We start from the raw sequence: 17,418 nt of genomic DNA on the forward strand, positions 1-17,418 counted from the left end.
CAGCCTACGATGTTCCGGCGGGAGCGCAATGTCAGCCCCTGAGGATCCGCAGCGCCAGCAGGCAGGTCGCCTGCCCCTCCAGGGTGGACAGGGACAGCTTCAACAGTCCTTCGAGTTTGCCGATCCGCTGGCTCAGGGTGTTCCGATGGATGTAAAGGCTCGCCGCGGCCCGGGAAGGTTGCGCGTCGTGGGCCAGGAAGCATTCAAGGGTGTCGAGCAGGCCCAGCGTATGGGTGGCATCGTAGGCGATCACCGGAGCCAACAGCTTGTGCGCGCCTGCCCGCGCACCTTGGGTGGCGGTTGAAGCGATCAGAGCGCTGATGCCCAGCTCGGGCGCAATCGTTGGCCTGGTCACGGTCGCCAGCAATTCCTGCGATTGGTAGACGCCGAGCCGTAGCTCATCGGTACTCGCGCAGGGCCCCTTGAGCACCACAGCCTGGTCGGGCATCTCGTCGACGAACCAACCGAGGAGCGACTCGGGAGCCGCCGGGTCCGCCCCGCTCCCCTTCCGCGGTTGCTGGGCGAACGCGAACAGCGTGCCGCTGCGCACCTGGACCCTGACGACGTCGAACACTGACTGCAGCATCAGCCGGGTCTTCCAGGCATCCGACAGTGTGCCGTAGCCCGTGCTGAGGGCGATGACAATCGTTGCCTCGTCACCGAGAAGCCCGGTGGACCGTACTGTGCTGGCAAACTGCTCCAGGGCCACTCCGTTCCAGTCGGACACCTGGTCGAGCAGCGTCATAAGCTCCGACTGTTTGGACGTGGTCGTCAGCAGCGCGGTCTGCAACTGCACAGCGATGATCGATGCAACGGGCGCCAGCACGGTGGAAATCGGGTGCTCCACCTCGGCATCCCGCACTACGAGTTGGAAGGAGTCTCCGGTCCCCATCGGCAGCGGCACTGTGGCGTCCATCCCTGCCGATGCTGCCAACTCCAGGTCCTCCTGGCTCCACGTTGACCGCTCCGGTGACCTGGCGATCACTGCACCGACGGCGTCGACGATCGCCACCTCGCCCCTGACCGCCACAGCAGCCGCATCCAGGATGACGGAGAGCCCGGCACCCGATGATGCGAGCCCGGCGCAGGTCTGGGCGATCTCCCAGGACCGGGTGATCGCCGTGAAGCGCTCGGACTGCAACACATTGGTGACATGGCGATGCACCTGCAGGAAGGGTACAGACCGGGGAATCTCCAGTAGGGGTAGATCGTGGTCCGCGGCTGCGCGCACCAGCCCCGGCGGGACCAGGCGGTGGGCGAATCCGGTACCAAACGCGACCGCGGCTACCTGGACGGAGACCAGCCGTTCCACGTACGCCGACCAGGTGCGGTCGTCCTCGATGTTCAAGCCAATTCCATTAGTCAGCAGGAGGACGTTGCGGCTCAGGAACGGTGTGGGATCGATAGTTTCCGCGGGGGCGCACCAGCTGATTTCCCGGGCCAGCCGGTCACGCGAACTGGGGGTATGCAGCCGGAGTTGCAGAGTGTCCTCGGCTAGCAGATCAGCAACAATCATCGGGCCCACCTGTGCAGATGCCCATCGAACGGGTTTATTCGAGGGCAGAGGTCCACTATAACGGCCGTAGTAGCGGCACTAGTGTGAAGCGCATGACTTCGCCAGCTGTGACCCGCGCCACCAGCAAGCCAGCCCCCACCCTGAATTCGGATATGGGTGAATCCCTGGGCTTGCACTCCTTCGGCAATGACCTCGCCCTGATGGACACCGTCGATGTCATCAATGTGGCGTGTGGATTCCATGCCGGGGATCCCGACACCATGGCGGCAACCGTGTCCGCGGCCACCGAGCGCGGACTTGGCATCGGCGCCCACCCGGGGTTGCCGGACCTCGTCGGCTTTGGCCGTCGCGAGATGAAGCTGACCCCCGACGAGGTGGAGAACATCCTGCTGTACCAGGTGGGGGCGCTGCAATCCTTCCTCACCGCCGCCGGCGCCACCCTGAACCACATCAAACCCCACGGGTCGCTGTACGGCATGTTGTCCCGGGACCGCTCCCTGATGACCGCTGCGGCCAAGGTCGCAGCCCTCTATGACGTGCCGTTCTACGGTCTGGCCGCCACCGAACACCAGACGGTCTGCGACCAGCTGGGTGTGCAATTCGTCAGCGAACTGTACGTGGACCTCAACTACGGACCTGTTGGCCAACTGTTGATCCAGCGTCGGCCCGAACCCACCGACCCCGCCAAGGCCGCAGCGCGGGTACGCCGCGCATTGGCGGACGGCGTCGTCGAGGCAGCAGACGGCACCGAACTGCAGATCGAGTTCCAAAGCATCTGCGTGCACTCGGACGCACCCAACTCCCCCGACGTCGCCGCCGCCGTGCGCGCCGCCCTCGCCGAGTAGCGCATCAAGGTTTCAACGTTCCACCAGATCCACCACCCCCTGGGACAGTCCCAAACAGAGCCCTGAAAGGCCACCCATGACCGACATCATTTCCCCGCTTCCCGGCATCTTTTACCGCAAGCCCGGCCCCGACAAGGAGCCCTACGCCACCGCTGGAGATCGGATCGAGGCCGGCCAGACGGTCGGTGTCGTGGAAATCATGAAGCAGTTCTCCGAAGTGCGCAGTGACGTCTCGGGGATTCTTGAAAGCTTCGCCATCGAGGACTCGGGGACCGTCAACCCCGGCGACGTCATTGCGACGGTGACCGAGGGATGACCGTGGAGAAGCTGCTGGTCGCGAACCGCGGCGAAATTGCCGTCCGGATTATCCGTGCGGCCCGCGAGCTGGGTATCAAGACGGTACTGGCAGCCAGCGAGCCGGATAAAGACTCCTACGCCGCGCACCTGGCCGATGAGGTCCACGTCATCGGTCCGGCCCCGGCTGGAAAGAGTTACCTCAACACTGAAGCAGTCCTTGAGGCGGCGACAGCCACCGGGTGTGACTCCCTGCACCCCGGCTACGGTTTCCTCTCCGAGAACGCCGGTTTCGCGAAGGCCGTCGTCGATCGGGGGCTCACCTGGATCGGGCCGCCCGCCGATGCCATTGAGCTCATGGGTAATAAGTCCCGCGCCCGGCAGGCGGCCAGGGATGCGGGCGTTCCCACCCTGCGCGGCAGCGACGGCGCACTCACGCCCGACAGCGACACCCTGGGGATCGCCGAAAAGGTGGGCTATCCCCTCGTGGTCAAAGCCTCCGCCGGCGGCGGCGGGAGGGGCATCCGCCTCGTCACCGCAGCACCGGACCTCCTGTCAACGGTGGAAATCGCCCAAGCCGAAGCCCAGGCCGCATTCGGGGACTCCACCGTGTACCTCGAACAGTTTGTCCACCGTGCCCGGCACGTCGAAGTACAAATCATCGGCGACGGCGAGCGGGTCATCCATTTGGGTGACCGGGACTGCTCCTTGCAGCGGCGCCAGCAGAAGATTGTCGAGGAAGCCCCGGCCCCCGGACTGCCGGAGGACGTCCGGGCAACCATCCTGGCCTCCTCAATCGAGCTCGGCCGCCAATGCAACTACAGTGGGCTCGGCACGGTCGAATTCCTCTACAACCCTGACTCCCAGGAGGCAGCGTTCATTGAGATGAACACCCGTTTGCAGGTGGAGCATCCCGTGACGGAGATGATCACCGGCCTGGACCTGATCCGTGAGCAGATCCTGGTGGCGCGTGACGGCGCACTCCGCCTGGTGCAGGAGGACGTCAGTTTCAGTGGCCACGCCTTCGAATTCCGGATCAATGCCGAGGATCCCGAGAACGGGTTCATGCCCAGCCCGGGCACCCTGGAGCGACTCCAATGGCCGGGTGGGCCGGGCGTCCGCATCGACTCAGGGGTGGTCGCAGGATCAGCTGTGGCGCCGTTCTACGACTCTTTGCTGGCCAAGCTCATCGTCTGGGATTCCAGCCGGGAGCAGGCGATGGCCCGGTCGGCTGGAGCGCTCAGCGAGGTCCTCATCTCCGGGGTGAAGACCACTCTTCCCCTGCTGAAAGCCGTCCTCGCCCGGAGCGAAGTGGCCGCCGTCGAGCACCACTCTAAATTCATCGAAACAACACCTGACCTGTTAGGAGCGAGTGCATGAGCGACACAGCCCTGCATCTGGACGCGGCCCGCTACACCTGGGGAGGCGACGAGTTTCTGTTCGTCGAAATTGCCGAGGGAATGAGCCTTGCCGCCAACTTCAAAGCCAACGCGATGGCTGCGGCGCTGGGATCCCGCCACCTGTCCGGGATCACTGACATCTGCCCAGCCAACGCGTCACTGCTGATCCGCTTCAACCCGGACGACCTCCCGCCCACCACTCTTGAGGAAGCGGTCCGAGGCGTCGAGGCCGAGGTGTCGCAGATGTCGCAGCACACCCTCCAGACCCGCATCATCGAGGTGCCCGTCTGGTACGACGATCCATACACGCGGGAGACCGGTGCCCGTTTTCGCTCCGGACACCAGCGCCCGGAAGGCAACGACCTCGATTTCGCGGCCGAGGAGAACAATCTGTCGTCACCCGCCGAGTTCATCAGTCGCCATCACGAGTCTCCGTGGCTGGTGTCGATGGTCGGTTTCGTAGCCGGCCTGCCGTTCATGTTCCAGATTGTGCCGCAGAACCAGCAGCTCGAAGTACCCAAGTACCTGAGTCCCCGCACCGATACTCCTGCCCTGACCGTAGGCCACGGCGGCTGTTTCGCCTGCATCTACTCGGTCCGCGGCGCCGGCGGATACCAGATGTTCGGAATCGCCGCGGCCCCGATCTTCGACCCTGCCCAGCGCCTGGCCGACTTCGAGGACTTCATGATCTTTTTCAAACCCGGAGACATTGTGAAGTTCAAACCGGTGGACGAAAGCGAATACCGGCACATCCAGCAGCAGGTGACCGACGGCACCTTCACGTACCGGCAGGCGCCCGTGGTGTTCGACCTTGAGCGGGCCCTCACCCATCCCACCGACTACAACCAGGAAATCATGGAGCACCTCAATGGCCATTAAGATCACTGAGCCCGGGCTTGCCACGACGGTCCAGGACACGGGCCGTCCCGGCTACTACCACGTCGGCATCCCCCAGGGCGGGTCAATGGACCAACTGTCGGCGGAAATGGCCAACGCCCTCGCCGGCAACACGCCAGCGGAGGCAGTTCTGGAGTGCACCTACATCGGCCCCCGGTTCACCACTGATGCCGACGCCGTCATCGCCGTCGCTGGGGCCCCAGTGGACGTACTGGTCAACGGGACGCCCAGGGAGCAGTGGTCCCGGCTTGAGCTGGTCGCAGGCGACGAGGTGTCCTTCGGGATGATTCGCGCCGGAACCCGCTACTACATTGCCGTCCAGGGAGGAATCGACGTCCCGGTGGTGCTGGGCAGCCGTTCCACCTACGCGTTGGGCGCCATGGGCGGATTCCAGGGGCGCACCCTCGCAGCAGGCGACACCCTCGACGTCGGGACAGCCGGGTCTGAGCGCCATGCGTCGGCTGCGGACTTCATCGACGAATCCCTCAGGCCAACCTTCGCCAAGGAGATCACGGTCAGGGTCCTGCCCGGCCTTTACGACCACCGGCTGACCGAGGAAGGACTCGCCACACTATTCAGCGCCACGTGGAAACTGACGCCCGTCGCCGACAGGACGGGGCTGCGGTACGCCGGCCCGTCCGTCTCCTGGAAGCCCCGGGTCCAGCCGTTCGGTGCGGGATCCGACCCGTCAAACATTGTCGACGCCGGCTACGCGATCGGCTCCATCCAGATTCCCGGCGGCAAGGAACCCATCGTGCTCCACCGCGACGCCGTCTCCGGCGGGGGGTACGCCATGGTGGCCACCGTCATCAGCTCTGACATGGATCTACTGGCGCGGAGCGCTCCCGGCACCCAGACCACTTTCACGCCGGTCACCATGGAGGAAGCCCTCGCGGCTCGCGCAGAGGGTAAGGCACTCCGGTCACGAATCTGGGGGTCAGCTGCCCAGTGAACGCTGCGAGACGTCGAGGGGGAACGCAGCGCTGCTTTCACGGACGAAGAGCTCGGGGGTCATCCTGACCGACTCGACTCGCTCGCCGTTAATGACCCGCCGCAGCATCAGCATCGCCTGACGGCCAATCTGGAACATTGGCGAGCGCACCGAGGACAGCGGGATGGGAAGCTGCGGCGCGAGTGAGGTGTCGTTGAAGCCGACGACGGCAATGTCCGTGCCCACGGTCAGCCCGTGGGCACGGAAGGTTCCCATGGCGCCGATCGCCGCGAAGTCGTTGACCGCAAAGACAGCTGTCGGCGCCGGGCCGGACCGCGCGACAATGGTTTCCGCGGCCTCCCTGCCACCCTCGGTGTCGAAGCGTGACCAGATCACCGAGCTGTCCGGAAGCTCCCCGCCAAGATCCTGCCAGCGCTGCCGGAAGCCGGCGGTGCGGTCGAGTGCTGTGCTCGCGTAAGGCTCTCCAGCGATGAGGGAGACACGGCGGTGACCCGCCCGCCAAAGGTGATCGGCCACCAGCTCGCCACCAACGACGTCGTCACAGGTCGCCGACGGGAACCCAGGGTGGCGGCGGTTCATCAGCACGAACGGGATCTGCCGGGCACGGAGGTCCGGTAACAGGTCGCTGCCGACGTGAACGTCGCCGAGGATGAGCCCGTCCACGCGGCGGGCCAGCATGATTTCGGCTTTGCGTCGCTGCTCGTCGGTACTGTCATGCGAATTCATCACAAACGTGGAGTAGTTGCTTTCGGCCGCCGCTTCCTCGATGCCCTCATACATGGTGGCCAGCACAAGGTCGGAGAGCCGTGGCACGATCACCCCGAGGGCCCGGGTGCGGCGGGTCCTGAGACTCTTCGCCTGGGGGTCCGGCGAGTAGCCGCGTTCGCGGGCAAGGTCTCTCACCTTCTGGGCTGTGGCGGACGACGCAGCACCACGGGCAACATCCGAGGTCGAGTGCAGCACCCGGGACACCGTCGAGGGGTGAATGCCCAGCTCGCTGGCCAGGTCCTTCAGCGTGATCGGCGCACGGCTTGATCCTGCTGCCTCCATGAAGCTCCCCCCTTCGTCCGGCCCGTGCATGCTTGACCGATTGTTTCAGACGCGAAAACTTTTGGCCGACCCCTTGACGAGATCCAGATCACATCCTAGTCTTTTCCTCAGCGCAACCCAAACGATTGGGTTGCAGGACCAACAGGGCATTCACGTCAACTGTGTGGTGGCGATCAACACCGGACGCAGGATCTGATCCGGGCTTGGACTGGCACCTACCCAAACGATTGGGTGAATGCGTGTCAAACGAAATGGAGGTGACCATGAACGCTGGTGAGGATCACTACGTGGTACTGCTAGCCACCGGTGGCACCATTGCCTCCCGCAACTCCCCCGACGCCGGTGGCGCTACCGTCGCTGAGGACTCGGGCGAGGCGCTACTGGAAAGTTCCGGTTACGGATCCATCCCGGTCAGGGTGGTCGATGTGATGCGTAAGGGCTCCTACCGGCTCACCTTCCCGGACATGCTGGAAATTTGTTCGGCGGTCAAGGCTGCGCTGGGCGATCCGCTGGTGGTCGGCGTCGTCGTCACTCACGGAACCGACACCACCGAGGAGACCTCCTATCTGGCCGATCTGCTCCATGACGACTGGCGGCCCGTGGTCTTTACCGGTGCCCAGTTGGCCGCCGATCACCCCACCCCCGATGGCCCGGATAACCTGCGGCGGGCCATCGCGGTCGCTGCTTGCCCAGAAGCAGGCGGCCGGGGCGCCCTCGTCAGCTTCGCCGGGAAGATCTTTCATTCGGCGGGCGTGCGGAAGGTCCACACCACCGCCCACGCGGCCTTCGACAGCCCCGACAGCACCCCGGCTGGCCGCGTCACCGATGCCGGGGACGTGTGGATGGGCACCCGCCCGGCACGCTTCGACCCCCTGCCCCAGCCCGCCCCCCAATCCGGCGACGACGTCGGTTTCCCCCGAACCGACGTCGTCGCCTCCTACCCCGGCGCAGATGCGGTGATGATCGAGGCCGCACTGGCAGCGGGCGCGGCAGGCATCGTGTTGGAGGCCACCGGGATCGGCAACGCCAACCCCGTCATGTGCACTGCGGTGGCGGATGCGACGGCCGCAGGCGCCGTCGTCGTCACCAGTACGCGAGTGCCTGCCGGGCCTGTGGTGCCGGTCTACGGCACCGGCGGCGGAAAGGATCTCCTCGCCGCGGGGGCGATCCCGTCCGGCTTCCTTCGGCCGGCGCAGGCGCGGATCCTGCTGCAACTGCTCCTCAGCCTCGGGCTGACCCGTCCCCACATCGAACACCATTTCCACCTTCGGGGCCTTCTGGTCCCGCAGGAGAGCGACACCCTGACCGCTTTGACCCCATCGAAAGGCTGACCCATGACAAAGAACATTCAGATTGCATTCGGCGTAGACGTCGACGCCGTTGCTGGCATGCTCGGCTCCTACGGCGGCGAGGACTCCCCCTGCGACATCTCGCGCGGGCTGTTCAGCGGCGAGGTGGGAGGTCCCCGCCTCCTTCGGCTTTTTGAAAAGTACAACCTTCCCTCCACCTGGTTCATCCCGGGGCACTCCCTGGAAACCTTCCCGGAGCTGACCCGGATGGTGGTGGAGGCCGGTCACGAGATCGGGGTTCACGGCTACTCCCACGAAAACCCGATCGCGATGACCCGTGAGCAGGAAACAGCCATCCTCGACCGGTCGATCGAACTGATTGAACAGGTCTCCGGGAAGCGCCCCACCGGATACGTGGCGCCGTGGTGGGAGTTCTCAACGATCACGAACGAGATTTTGCTCGAGCGGGGCATCAAGTACGACCACTCCCTGATGCACAACGACTTCGAGCCGTACTACGTCCGGGTCGGCGATAGCTGGACGAAGATCGACTACAGCAAGCCAGCCGAGGCGTGGATGAAACCACTGGTCCGCGGCCACGAAACGGACCTGGTGGAGATCCCCGCCAACTGGTACCTCGACGATCTGCCTCCGATGATGTTCATCAAGGCAGCCCCCAACTCTCACGGATTCGTCAATCCCCGTGATATCGAGCAGATGTGGAAGGACCAGTTCGACTGGGTTTATCAGGAGATGGACGATGCCGTCTTCACCATGACTATCCACCCCGATGTCTCGGGACGCCCCCAGGTCCTGCTCATGCTCGAGCGCCTCATCCAGCACTTCAACTCGCACGACGGCGTTACCTGGCGGACCTTCGACCAGATCGCCGACAAGTTCCTGTCCGACAATCCCAGAAAGGAAGCCAACTCATGAAGGCTCCGGCACTAATTGACCTGTCCACGCCCACCCCTGACGAAAAACGCGCGCTGCCCGTTTTCAGCAAAAAGAACACCAATACCGCGATGGTCCTCGCACTGCTCGCGTGGACTATTGCCATTTTCGACTTCGGTTTGTTCGGCACCCTGCTTCCCGCCATGCAGGAAGAATTCGGTTGGACCGAGCCGGAAGCCTATGCGGTCAACACCTGGATTGCCGTCGGCACCGCGATCGTCTGCTTTGGTATTGGTCCTGTCATTGACCGGCTTGGGCGTCGCAAAGGGATGATGTTGACGGTCGGCGGCACTGCCGTCGTCTCCGGCGTTACGGCAATGATCCCTGCAGGTCTCGGCCTTCTAAGCAATTCCCTGCTCGTCTTTGTCCGTTCCTTCGGAGGGTTGGGATTCTCGGAGCAAGCGGTCAATGCGACCTACATGAACGAGGTCTTCCAGGTCACCGAGGATGAGAAGAAGCGCAAGCGCCCAGGCTTCTACTACTCCTTCGTCCAGGGTGGCTGGCCGCTGGGCTTCCTGCTCGCCGCAGCTCTCGCCTTCGCCTTCCTGCCAACACTGGGCTGGCGTGCCCTTTACATCATGGCGGCCATTCCTGCTGCCATCATCGTCTGGGTCATTTCCAAAAAGCTCAAGGAAACTCCCCAGTTCGAGTTGCACGAGAAGCTGACTCAGCTGGAAAAGTCCGGCAAGGTTGACGAAGCACATGCTTTGGCAGCCTCGTTCGGTGTCCAGCACTCCTCCACAGCGCCCCTGAAGCGCATCTGGGAACCACAGCTGCGACGCAACACCATCGTCTTCTCCCTGGCCTGGATTGTGAACTTCTTCGGCATCATGGTCTTCAGCATTCTGGGATCCTCGGTGCTGGTGAACTCTCGCGGAGTGGAACTGTCCGACGCCTTCTGGATGCTGATCGTCATCAACGCACTGGCCTACTTCGGCTACGTTTTCCACGGCTGGTTCGGCGACGTGATCGGGCGTAAAAAGACGATCATCTTCGGGTGGATTATCTCCGGATTGTCCTTCTCCGTGATGCTCAGCCCCATCGCTTCGACCCCTTTCCTCATCATTCTCAGCTACGGCGTCGGCCTCTTCTTCCTGGTGGGACCATACGCAGCCATCCAGTACTTCATGGCCGAGTGCTACCCCGTCAGCTGCCGGGCAACCGGACTCGCGTTCATCGGCGCCATGAGCCAGCCGGGCATCATCATCGGCGGAGCGTTGTTCACCATCGTCACAGCGTCGGTCGGAACCACAGCAGCAGCGCTGTGGGTCGGGGCCCTCGGCACCTTTGTTTCAGGACTGCTGATGATCATGGCGAAGCCCATCCCCAAGGAGCTGCTGGAGGACCCGAGTGTCTGAGTCTCCGGTTGCCATCATTACCGGCGCCGCCAGCGGTATTGGACGTGCTCTCGCCGTCCACTACGCGCAGCGCGGAGTCCGCTCGGTCATCGGTACGTTCCCCGGCGATCCGCACGACCCGGAGGAAACCTTCCACCGGGTCGTGCAGGCTGGCGGCCAGGCCGTTATCCAGGAAGTGGACGTCAGGAACACCGAGTCGGTGGAGACCTTCGCAGACCGGGCGCTCAACGAGTTTGGGCGCCTGGACTACGCGGTGGCCAACGCCGGGGTCCTGCGCAATGCACCCCTGGATGAGCTCACCGACTCTCGCTGGAACGACATGCTCGACGTCGATCTGACCGGTGTGCTGCGGACCCTCCGCGCCGGCTCCACCCGGATGGGCGACGGCGGCGCGATGGTCGCCGTCTCGTCCATCGCGGGTGGCGTCTACGGCTGGGAGGAGCACGCACACTACGCCGCAGCCAAAGCGGGGATTCTCGGACTGGTCAGGAGTATCGCCGTCGAGCTGGGTCCCCGCCGGATCCGGGCCAACGTCGTCATTCCCGGATTGATCGAAACTCCGCAGTCCCTGGATCCCGTGAACTCGCTGGGACCTGACGGCCTGGAACGCGCGGGCCAGGACATCCCTTGGGGTCGCGTTGGCCGGCCGGAGGAGGTAGCCAGCGTGATCGGGTTCCTCACCTCGGCCGATGCCGCCTATGTGACCGGGCAGTCGCTGATTGTCGACGGCGGCCTCACGGTCAAGATGAAGGCATGAGCGCCGCGCGGACAGTAGTCGTCACCGGTGGTGGAAGCGGCATCGGCGCGGCAATCGCCGATGCTTTCCGGGAGGGCGGTTCCCCGGTGGTGGTACTGGACCGGACGCCCTCGCCCCACTCGATCACCGTCGATGTGGGAGACGAGGCAAGCGTGGTGGCCGGGTTTGCCGCAGCGCGGGCACAACTGGGCAGGATCGACATCCTGGTCAACAGCGCGGGACTGCTCACCGAATCACCGCTCCAGGACATGTCTCTGGCCCGATGGCAGGAGACCATCACGGTCGACCTGACTGGGGTCTTCCTCTGCTGCCGCGAGGTAGTTGCCGACATGCGGGCGAACAAGTGGGGACGGATCATCAACATCTCGTCCCAGCTGGGCATCAAGGGCGGCACCGGACTCAGTCACTACAGTGCGGCTAAGGCGGGCGTCATCGGCATGACCAAATCCCTCGCCCTGGAAGTGGCTGGTGACAACGTGCTGGTCAACTGCATAGCTCCGGGACCGATCGAAACACCGCTGGTGGAGGGAATCTCCGAAGACTGGAAGGCCGCCAAACGGAAGGAACTTCCCCTGGGACGCTTCGGCATACCGGCCGAGGTCGCCCCCGTAGCCTTGCTCCTCGCCAGCGACCCCGGCGGAAACCTCTTCGTCGGGCAAACGCTCGGACCCAACTCCGGCGACGTGATGCAGTGATTCTCACCAGTCGAGTTTTCACTGACAAAAGGTGTTGCAAGTAAATGTGTGGCGTCTGTGGACGGACGGTCGCTGCCGATGAGGTGCTCGGTCCGGTCAGCACCCTTCGTCACCGGCTGATCGCCGCGCAGACCATCAACTCCCTCTGCGACGGCCTGCCAGGTATCCCCACCGTGCAAGCTGCCGGGGATACCTGGCTGGTCCGAGGGAAGACCGGCACCGTCATTCAATGCACAACGGTCACCGCCGTGTGGTCGACCATCCTGAAGGACCCGGCCGCGCTGCCGCACTGGAAGAAGCTACAACATCGATTACAGGTCTACGCTTCAACTGAAACTGGAGTCGCACTGAGCGTCGTCAGGGCCGGGCTCCGGCTGGGCGACACACATACCCAGCTTTACGCTGAGGTCAGCGCCGACTAGTTGGCGAAAACGTCCTGCAGCTTGTCCTGTGGAGTCCACAGACCCAACGATTCGCCGCCGTTGTTCAGCAACGAAGCCGTCCCACCGTTGTAGTAGGCCTCCGGGGTATTGGTTCCGGGACCGGTGTAGACCCGCAGTTCAGCACCCGGCGCGAGCGTGTACCCCTCACCCACGGTGAGGATGTTGTTGGCAGCATCCCGGAGAAGATAACCGCTCACGTCAATATCCTTGGTGCTGGTGTTGCGCAGCAGGACATGCTCGCCGGTCTCGGGCTGTACGTCATCGCCCGCTGGGTTGTTCACCGAGTCGACAATCTCCACGCCGCTGCCTGGAAACACCGGTGCACCCTGAAGGTACCGGGCGTTCTGGATGGGGAAATCCGTGGTGACCGCGTCGACGCCCAGATCGATGGACGCCTGGACCGCTTCTGGCGAGTTCACGGTGTACACGCCGAGCACCAGACCCGCCGCCTTGACGTCGCTGACATTCTGCGGGGTCAGGACGCGGTAGTTGGTTCCCACCGAGTCGGCGAAGGTCGCCCAGGATTCCAGCGCTGCCGGACCTGGCACAACCCCGGCGAGCTGCTGCAGTTCAATTTCCGGGGCAAGCTCGGCGAACGTGCGGTTGGAAGCCTCATCAAAGCCCAGAACCTGAACCTTGTCGGCAGCGACGAGTCGCTGCCAGGTCTTATCCGTGCGTAGTTCGTCGGCAACCAGCTGCTCGATGCCCGGCGAATTTACCGGCGACTTGATCTCGATGTACACGCCGGTTTGGGTGGTGGCGACCTTCGCGGCGTCGTCGAGGTGCGGAATCCGTTCACCGGCGAACTGGTCGTCGAAGTAGGACCCGGCGTCGAGTTGCTGCAGCTCGGCCCAGGTGAACGAAGTAATCGGATCGGTGGCGCGGTCCGGGAAGACTTCCTCGACGTTGGTAGTGCGCGCCGGAGTATTGTCGTGAAAAAGAAACGGAACGCCGTCGGAACTGAGTTGCACGTCAATTTCGAAGAAGTCAGCGCCGGATTTGCGCCCGTCCTTAAACGCGGCAACAGTGTTTTCCGGCGCGGTTCCGGCGGCGCCACGGTGTCCGATAAGGATGGGCGATGCCTCGTCCTGTCCGGGGGCCTGTCCGGGAGCCTGCGCTGAAGCGCCGGGCGCTGCAATGAGGGTGAGGCCTACCGCTGCGGCGGCTGTACTCGTGAGGGTCTTGGCTAAACGGGATGCCATAGAAGATGTTCCCTTCGTCGTGGAGGGGCGTGATCCCCTCCTCCACCGACGCTGCCGCATCAGGGTATCCCAGACATCAATACCGGGTAAACGGAACGTGAAAGCTCGCCGCGGGCTACTCCGCCGCGTACCGGGTCACGAAGTTCCGTAGGATCGTCGACGGCCACTCCACCAGGGAGGACCGGGCCCGGGCCATGTAATCTTCCGCCTCTTCCGGCGGGAAGTACCCTGCATTGCGGTAGACGTCGATCCGCTGCACCAGCCCATCGACGTCGAGCTCGGGATGGAACTGGGTGGCATACAGGTTGGTGCGGATGCGGAACATCTGGACCGGGCAGCTGGCCGACGAGGCCAGCAGCACCGCCCCCGGCGGCAGGGTGGTGCACGCTTCCTTGTGGCCAACGAAGGCATCGAACGACGGCGGCAGCCCCGCCAGCAGTGGGTCGACGGCGCCCGCGTTCGTCACGGTGATTGCCGTCGGCCCGATCGGTTCAGTGAAGGTCCTGTCAATCAGCGCTCCCTGATGTCGGCCGAGCGTTCCAACTCCATAGCAGGCGCCAAGAAATGGGAAGTCGGCAGCGACGACCCGGTCGAGCAGCTCGCCGATCTCGCGTTCCACCCGACGCTGCACGCCGGACTTGAGCTCCTCGGCGTCTGAAGAGTTGAAAGGGCTGCCGCCCACGATGATTCCGGAGTAGAGCTCAGGGTCGATGTGCGGAATCGGGCCGGATTCGGCCCGGACGCGGTGCAGCTGATCCGGTTCAAGGCCGCCGAAGCGCTGGAACGCCCGGTATTCGCCGTCGGCGGCATCATTCTCGGCACGGGTGGCTATCAGCAGAAACGGTTTCACCTGTCGAGACTACTGCCCTCGGATGCCTCATTCCGAACAATATTCGGACCGCGACACCGCTCCGGCCTTGCGGTACGCAGCCTTGACTGCTAAGTCTGGGGTATAGACGGCATGAAAGAGAAGTGGAAAATGGTCCGCAAGAATCCGCACGTAGAAGAAGCCGACGAGAGTGAAATTGAGGTCACCAAGCCCAAGGAATGGGCGGCGGGTGTCCCGGGTGTTTTGCACTCCATGCAACCCGCAATCAAACACATGGGTCCCAACCGGACCCGGAAAACCCTGCTGGCGCTGAACCAGAAGGACGGTTTCGACTGCATGAGTTGTGCCTGGCCGGATCCGGGTAAGCGTAGCAACTTTGAATTCTGCGAGAACGGCGCGAAGGCCGTCACGTGGGAAGCAACGCCCGTCGTAGTTTCATCCGAATTTTGGGCCGAGCATTCAGTGACCGATCTGCTGACCAGAAGCGAATACTGGTTGGGCATGCAGGGGCGCCTGACCGAGCCCGTTTACAAACCGGCAGACAGCGACCACTACCACCCGGTGAGCTGGGAGAAGGCGTTCTCACTGGTTGCCGACAAACTTAACGCTCTTGAGACCCCTCATCAGTCGGCGTTCTACACCAGCGGTCGCGCGTCAAACGAAGCTGCGTTCGCCTACCAGTTGTTTGTCAGGGCTTTCGGAACCAACAACCTGCCCGACTGTTCCAACATGTGCCACGAATCGTCCGGCTGGGCGATGGGCCAGACCATTGGTATCGGCAAGGCGACGGTTGCTTACGACGACTTCGCCAAAGCCGACCTGATCATCATCATGGGCCAGAACCCGGGCACCAATCACCCCCGGATGCTGACCGCACTGGAGCACGCCAAGGAGAACGGCGCCGAGATTGTTGCAATCAACCCGCTTCCCGAGGCAGGCCTCAAGCGATATAAGAACCCGCAGGAGGTCAAGGGAATCCTTGGCCGTGGCACGGAAATTGCCGACCAGTTCATGCAGATCCGCATCGGCGGCGATATGGCTCTGATGCAGGCTATCTGTCGTCGAGTCCTCGACGCCGAAGCCGAGAATCCGGGAACTGTCCTGGATCACGACTTCCTGGAGAAGCACACCCAGGGTCTCGACGATCTCAAGGTCAGCCTGACCCAGTTGGATGAGGGCGCTGTCCTGGAGGCGACCGGTCTGACTGTCGAAGAGATCGACGAGTTGGCTGCACGCTACCTCAAGGCCGACAAGGTCATCATCACCTGGGCGATGGGCATCACGCAGCAGAAGAAGGGCGTGGCCACCATCAAGGAGATCATCAACCTGCTCCTGCTGCGCGGGAACATCGGCAAGCCGGGCGCGGGCGCATCACCTATTCGTGGGCACAGCAACGTCCAGGGAGACCGCACCATGGGCATCTGGGAACAGATGCCGCCGTCGTTCCTCGACGCACTGGAAAATGAGTTCGGTTTCGACCCACCCCGGGACCATGGCACTGACGCAGTGGAAACCATCCGCCAGATGCGCGACGGTGACATCAAGGTCTTCGTCGCTCTCGGCGGCAATCTGGTGGCAGCCATCTCGGACACGCACGCCGCCGAGGAGGCCATGCAGGCCACGGACATGACCGTGCAGATCTCCACCAAGCTGAACCGGTCACACGCCGTGATCGGCAAAGAGGCGCTCATTTTCCCAACCATGGGCCGTTCTGAGATCGACATGCAGGCCAATGGCCCACAGTTCGTCACCGTCGAGGACACAGTGTGTGCCGTACACCCCTCGCACGGCACCGTGAATCCTGTGGCGCCAAACCTGCTCTCCGAGGTCGCCATCGTCAGCCGTCTCGCGCGTGCTGTGCTCGGTGACAAGGTGAACGTGGACTGGGCCGGGTTCGAGGACAACTACGACGTCATCCGCGAGCATATTTCGCACGTCGTCGACGGGTGCGAAGACTACAACCAGAAGGTTCGCCGGGAAGGCGGGTTCGTGCTGCCCAACGGACCACGCGATTCGCGGACCTTCAGCACCCCCACCGGCAAGGCGATCATCACGGTAAATGATCTACAGGCCGTCGAGCGGCCCGCAGGCACCCTCATCCTGCAGACGCTGCGCTCTCACGACCAGTTCAACACTACGATCTACGGTCACAACGACCGGTACCGCGGTATCAAGAAGGGTCGCCACGTGGTGTTCGTCAATCCTGATGATCTAGCCGAGCTGGGATTCGCTGACGGTCAATACGTTGACGTGCGCGGTGAATACCAGGATGGCCGGGAACGGGTACTCCGGAACTTCCGGGTGGTGTCTTACCCCAGCGCCAAGGGCTGTGCGGCTGCCTACTATCCGGAGGCGAACGTGCTGGTTCCGCTGGAGGAGCTGGCCGAGGGCAGCAACACACCCGTCTCCAAGGCGGTAATCGTCCGGCTGGAACCGGCAAAGGGCGATGCTACCGAATCAGCGGCTGCTGCTAAGGCTTCAATTTCCTAGCTCGCTACCCAGAAAAGTGGCTCGGACGCAGGATCGTGGTTTGGCAACCACTTTTCCGCGGCCGAGCCACTTTTTTGGTGACGGGCCGGGCTGATACCCGCTGTTACTGGGCGGTCTTGGTCCAGCCGTTGGCATCCGGGCCGTCTTCCAGCCCCTTGGCGTGTACCTGCATGACGACGTCGGCCGCTGACTGCACCGCGTCGTCTGCCCCTTTACGTCCGCTGGTATCTGCGGTGCCGGCAGCGTAGCCGATGAGGAACGCACTGATCGCTCCGGCGGATGGGGAAACCGTGTCGGACGTCTGTCGGGCAACCTCCGCGATCCGCTCGTGATCCACCTCCAGGTCGAGAATCTGCAGGGCCTGGGTCAGCTGACGGCTCCATTCGCTGAGGGTGCGCAGTTCATCGTCGATGCCTGTCATGGGTGACTCCAATTATTGTGGGAAGT

The 17,418-nt window shown here is 63.6% G+C and carries 17 protein-coding genes; 12 read left to right on the forward strand and 5 right to left on the reverse strand.

Features of this window, described 5'->3' with window-relative positions:
* Positions 1-31: 31 nt before the first annotated feature.
* Entirely contained in the window at positions 32-1,516 is a 1,485-nt protein-coding gene (locus ACX80A_RS06845) for a PucR family transcriptional regulator (protein ID WP_459258939.1), read from the reverse strand.
* A 92-nt stretch (positions 1,517-1,608) separates the two neighbouring features.
* On the opposite strand from ACX80A_RS06845, the gene pxpA reads away from it, so the two are divergent.
* The 5 genes from pxpA (at position 1,609) to ACX80A_RS06870 (ending at position 5,904) form a co-directional block, all read left to right on the forward strand.
* Complete coding sequence (pxpA, locus tag ACX80A_RS06850; RefSeq protein ID WP_459258940.1) at positions 1,609-2,361, forward strand: 5-oxoprolinase subunit PxpA; 753 nt, start codon at positions 1,609-1,611, stop codon at positions 2,359-2,361.
* A gap of 76 nt (positions 2,362-2,437) precedes the next feature.
* Positions 2,438-2,677 (forward strand): acetyl-CoA carboxylase, encoded by a 240-nt coding sequence (locus ACX80A_RS06855; protein WP_459258941.1) that lies wholly within the window; start codon positions 2,438-2,440, stop codon positions 2,675-2,677.
* Entirely contained in the window at positions 2,674-4,035 is a 1,362-nt protein-coding gene (locus ACX80A_RS06860) for an acetyl-CoA carboxylase biotin carboxylase subunit (RefSeq protein ID WP_459258942.1), read from the forward strand. The genes ACX80A_RS06855 and ACX80A_RS06860 overlap by 4 nt, the downstream gene beginning before the upstream one ends.
* Positions 4,032-4,934, forward strand: coding sequence for a 5-oxoprolinase subunit B family protein (locus ACX80A_RS06865; protein ID WP_459258943.1), 903 nt, complete (start codon positions 4,032-4,034; stop codon positions 4,932-4,934). The genes ACX80A_RS06860 and ACX80A_RS06865 overlap by 4 nt, the downstream gene beginning before the upstream one ends.
* Positions 4,924-5,904, forward strand: a complete 981-nt coding sequence (locus ACX80A_RS06870; RefSeq protein ID WP_459258944.1) for a 5-oxoprolinase subunit C family protein — start codon at positions 4,924-4,926, stop codon at positions 5,902-5,904. Before ACX80A_RS06865 ends, ACX80A_RS06870 begins: the two co-directional genes overlap by 11 nt.
* On the opposite strand, the gene ACX80A_RS06875 is transcribed toward ACX80A_RS06870, so the two are convergent.
* Positions 5,890-6,954: a LacI family DNA-binding transcriptional regulator gene (locus ACX80A_RS06875; protein ID WP_459258945.1), complete on the reverse strand. Its 1,065-nt coding sequence runs from the start codon at positions 6,952-6,954 to the stop codon at positions 5,890-5,892. The genes ACX80A_RS06870 and ACX80A_RS06875 overlap by 15 nt on opposite strands.
* Positions 6,955-7,193: 239 nt before the next feature.
* Between ACX80A_RS06875 and ACX80A_RS06880 the strand changes: the two genes are divergently transcribed.
* The 6 genes from ACX80A_RS06880 to ACX80A_RS06905 are packed head-to-tail and all read left to right on the forward strand — an operon-like array spanning position 7,194 to position 12,429.
* Positions 7,194-8,285 carry an asparaginase gene (locus ACX80A_RS06880; protein WP_459258946.1) on the forward strand — a complete coding sequence of 364 codons (1,092 nt, stop codon included), beginning with the start codon at positions 7,194-7,196 and terminating at the stop codon, positions 8,283-8,285.
* Between the two features lie 3 nt (positions 8,286-8,288).
* Positions 8,289-9,179 (forward strand): polysaccharide deacetylase family protein, encoded by an 891-nt coding sequence (locus ACX80A_RS06885; RefSeq protein ID WP_459258947.1) that lies wholly within the window; start codon positions 8,289-8,291, stop codon positions 9,177-9,179.
* Positions 9,176-10,555, forward strand: coding sequence for an MFS transporter (locus ACX80A_RS06890; protein ID WP_459258948.1), 1,380 nt, complete (start codon positions 9,176-9,178; stop codon positions 10,553-10,555). Before ACX80A_RS06885 ends, ACX80A_RS06890 begins: the two co-directional genes overlap by 4 nt.
* Positions 10,548-11,312, forward strand: a complete 765-nt coding sequence (locus tag ACX80A_RS06895; protein ID WP_459258949.1) for an SDR family NAD(P)-dependent oxidoreductase — start codon at positions 10,548-10,550, stop codon at positions 11,310-11,312. The genes ACX80A_RS06890 and ACX80A_RS06895 overlap by 8 nt, the downstream gene beginning before the upstream one ends.
* Complete coding sequence (locus ACX80A_RS06900) at positions 11,309-12,007, forward strand: SDR family NAD(P)-dependent oxidoreductase (protein ID WP_459258950.1); 699 nt, start codon at positions 11,309-11,311, stop codon at positions 12,005-12,007. Before ACX80A_RS06895 ends, ACX80A_RS06900 begins: the two co-directional genes overlap by 4 nt.
* Positions 12,008-12,051: 44 nt before the next feature.
* Entirely contained in the window at positions 12,052-12,429 is a 378-nt protein-coding gene (locus ACX80A_RS06905; RefSeq protein WP_459258951.1) for a hypothetical protein, read from the forward strand.
* Here the strand turns inward: ACX80A_RS06905 and ACX80A_RS06910 are convergent.
* On the reverse strand, positions 12,426-13,652 hold the full coding sequence (locus tag ACX80A_RS06910; RefSeq protein WP_459258952.1) for a glycerophosphodiester phosphodiesterase family protein: 1,227 nt from the start codon (positions 13,650-13,652) through the stop codon (positions 12,426-12,428). The genes ACX80A_RS06905 and ACX80A_RS06910 overlap by 4 nt on opposite strands.
* Before the next feature lie 115 nt (positions 13,653-13,767).
* Complete coding sequence (locus ACX80A_RS06915; protein ID WP_459258953.1) at positions 13,768-14,502, reverse strand: glutamine amidotransferase; 735 nt, start codon at positions 14,500-14,502, stop codon at positions 13,768-13,770.
* Positions 14,503-14,631: 129 nt separating this feature from the next.
* Here ACX80A_RS06915 and ACX80A_RS06920 point away from each other — a divergent pair, with 129 nt between their 5' ends.
* Positions 14,632-16,971 (forward strand): FdhF/YdeP family oxidoreductase, encoded by a 2,340-nt coding sequence (locus ACX80A_RS06920; RefSeq protein ID WP_459259044.1) that lies wholly within the window; start codon positions 14,632-14,634, stop codon positions 16,969-16,971.
* Positions 16,972-17,074: 103 nt separating this feature from the next.
* Here ACX80A_RS06920 and ACX80A_RS06925 read toward each other — a convergent pair whose 3' ends face one another.
* Complete coding sequence (locus tag ACX80A_RS06925) at positions 17,075-17,392, reverse strand: DUF6457 domain-containing protein (protein WP_459258954.1); 318 nt, start codon at positions 17,390-17,392, stop codon at positions 17,075-17,077.
* Between the last annotated feature and the right edge of the window lie 26 nt (positions 17,393-17,418).

Source organism: Arthrobacter sp. TMN-50 (assembly GCF_054511125.1).

What these genes read in the sequence shown, in the direction of transcription:
- ACX80A_RS06845 (WP_459258939.1), bottom strand. Translation starts at nt 1,516, where the DNA reads ATGATTGTTGCTGATCTGCTAGCCGAGGACACTCTGCAACTCCGGCTG.
- pxpA (WP_459258940.1), top strand. Translation starts at nt 1,609, where the DNA reads ATGACTTCGCCAGCTGTGACCCGCGCCACCAGCAAGCCAGCCCCCACC.
- ACX80A_RS06855 (WP_459258941.1), top strand. Translation starts at nt 2,438, where the DNA reads ATGACCGACATCATTTCCCCGCTTCCCGGCATCTTTTACCGCAAGCCC.
- ACX80A_RS06860 (WP_459258942.1), top strand. Translation starts at nt 2,674, where the DNA reads ATGACCGTGGAGAAGCTGCTGGTCGCGAACCGCGGCGAAATTGCCGTC.
- ACX80A_RS06865 (WP_459258943.1), top strand. Translation starts at nt 4,032, where the DNA reads ATGAGCGACACAGCCCTGCATCTGGACGCGGCCCGCTACACCTGGGGA.
- ACX80A_RS06870 (WP_459258944.1), top strand. Translation starts at nt 4,924, where the DNA reads ATGGCCATTAAGATCACTGAGCCCGGGCTTGCCACGACGGTCCAGGAC.
- ACX80A_RS06875 (WP_459258945.1), bottom strand. Translation starts at nt 6,954, where the DNA reads ATGGAGGCAGCAGGATCAAGCCGTGCGCCGATCACGCTGAAGGACCTG.
- ACX80A_RS06885 (WP_459258947.1), top strand. Translation starts at nt 8,289, where the DNA reads ATGACAAAGAACATTCAGATTGCATTCGGCGTAGACGTCGACGCCGTT.
- ACX80A_RS06890 (WP_459258948.1), top strand. Translation starts at nt 9,176, where the DNA reads ATGAAGGCTCCGGCACTAATTGACCTGTCCACGCCCACCCCTGACGAA.
- ACX80A_RS06900 (WP_459258950.1), top strand. Translation starts at nt 11,309, where the DNA reads ATGAGCGCCGCGCGGACAGTAGTCGTCACCGGTGGTGGAAGCGGCATC.
- ACX80A_RS06905 (WP_459258951.1), top strand. Translation starts at nt 12,052, where the DNA reads ATGTGTGGCGTCTGTGGACGGACGGTCGCTGCCGATGAGGTGCTCGGT.
- ACX80A_RS06910 (WP_459258952.1), bottom strand. Translation starts at nt 13,652, where the DNA reads ATGGCATCCCGTTTAGCCAAGACCCTCACGAGTACAGCCGCCGCAGCG.
- ACX80A_RS06920 (WP_459259044.1), top strand. Translation starts at nt 14,632, where the DNA reads ATGGTCCGCAAGAATCCGCACGTAGAAGAAGCCGACGAGAGTGAAATT.
- ACX80A_RS06925 (WP_459258954.1), bottom strand. Translation starts at nt 17,392, where the DNA reads ATGACAGGCATCGACGATGAACTGCGCACCCTCAGCGAATGGAGCCGT.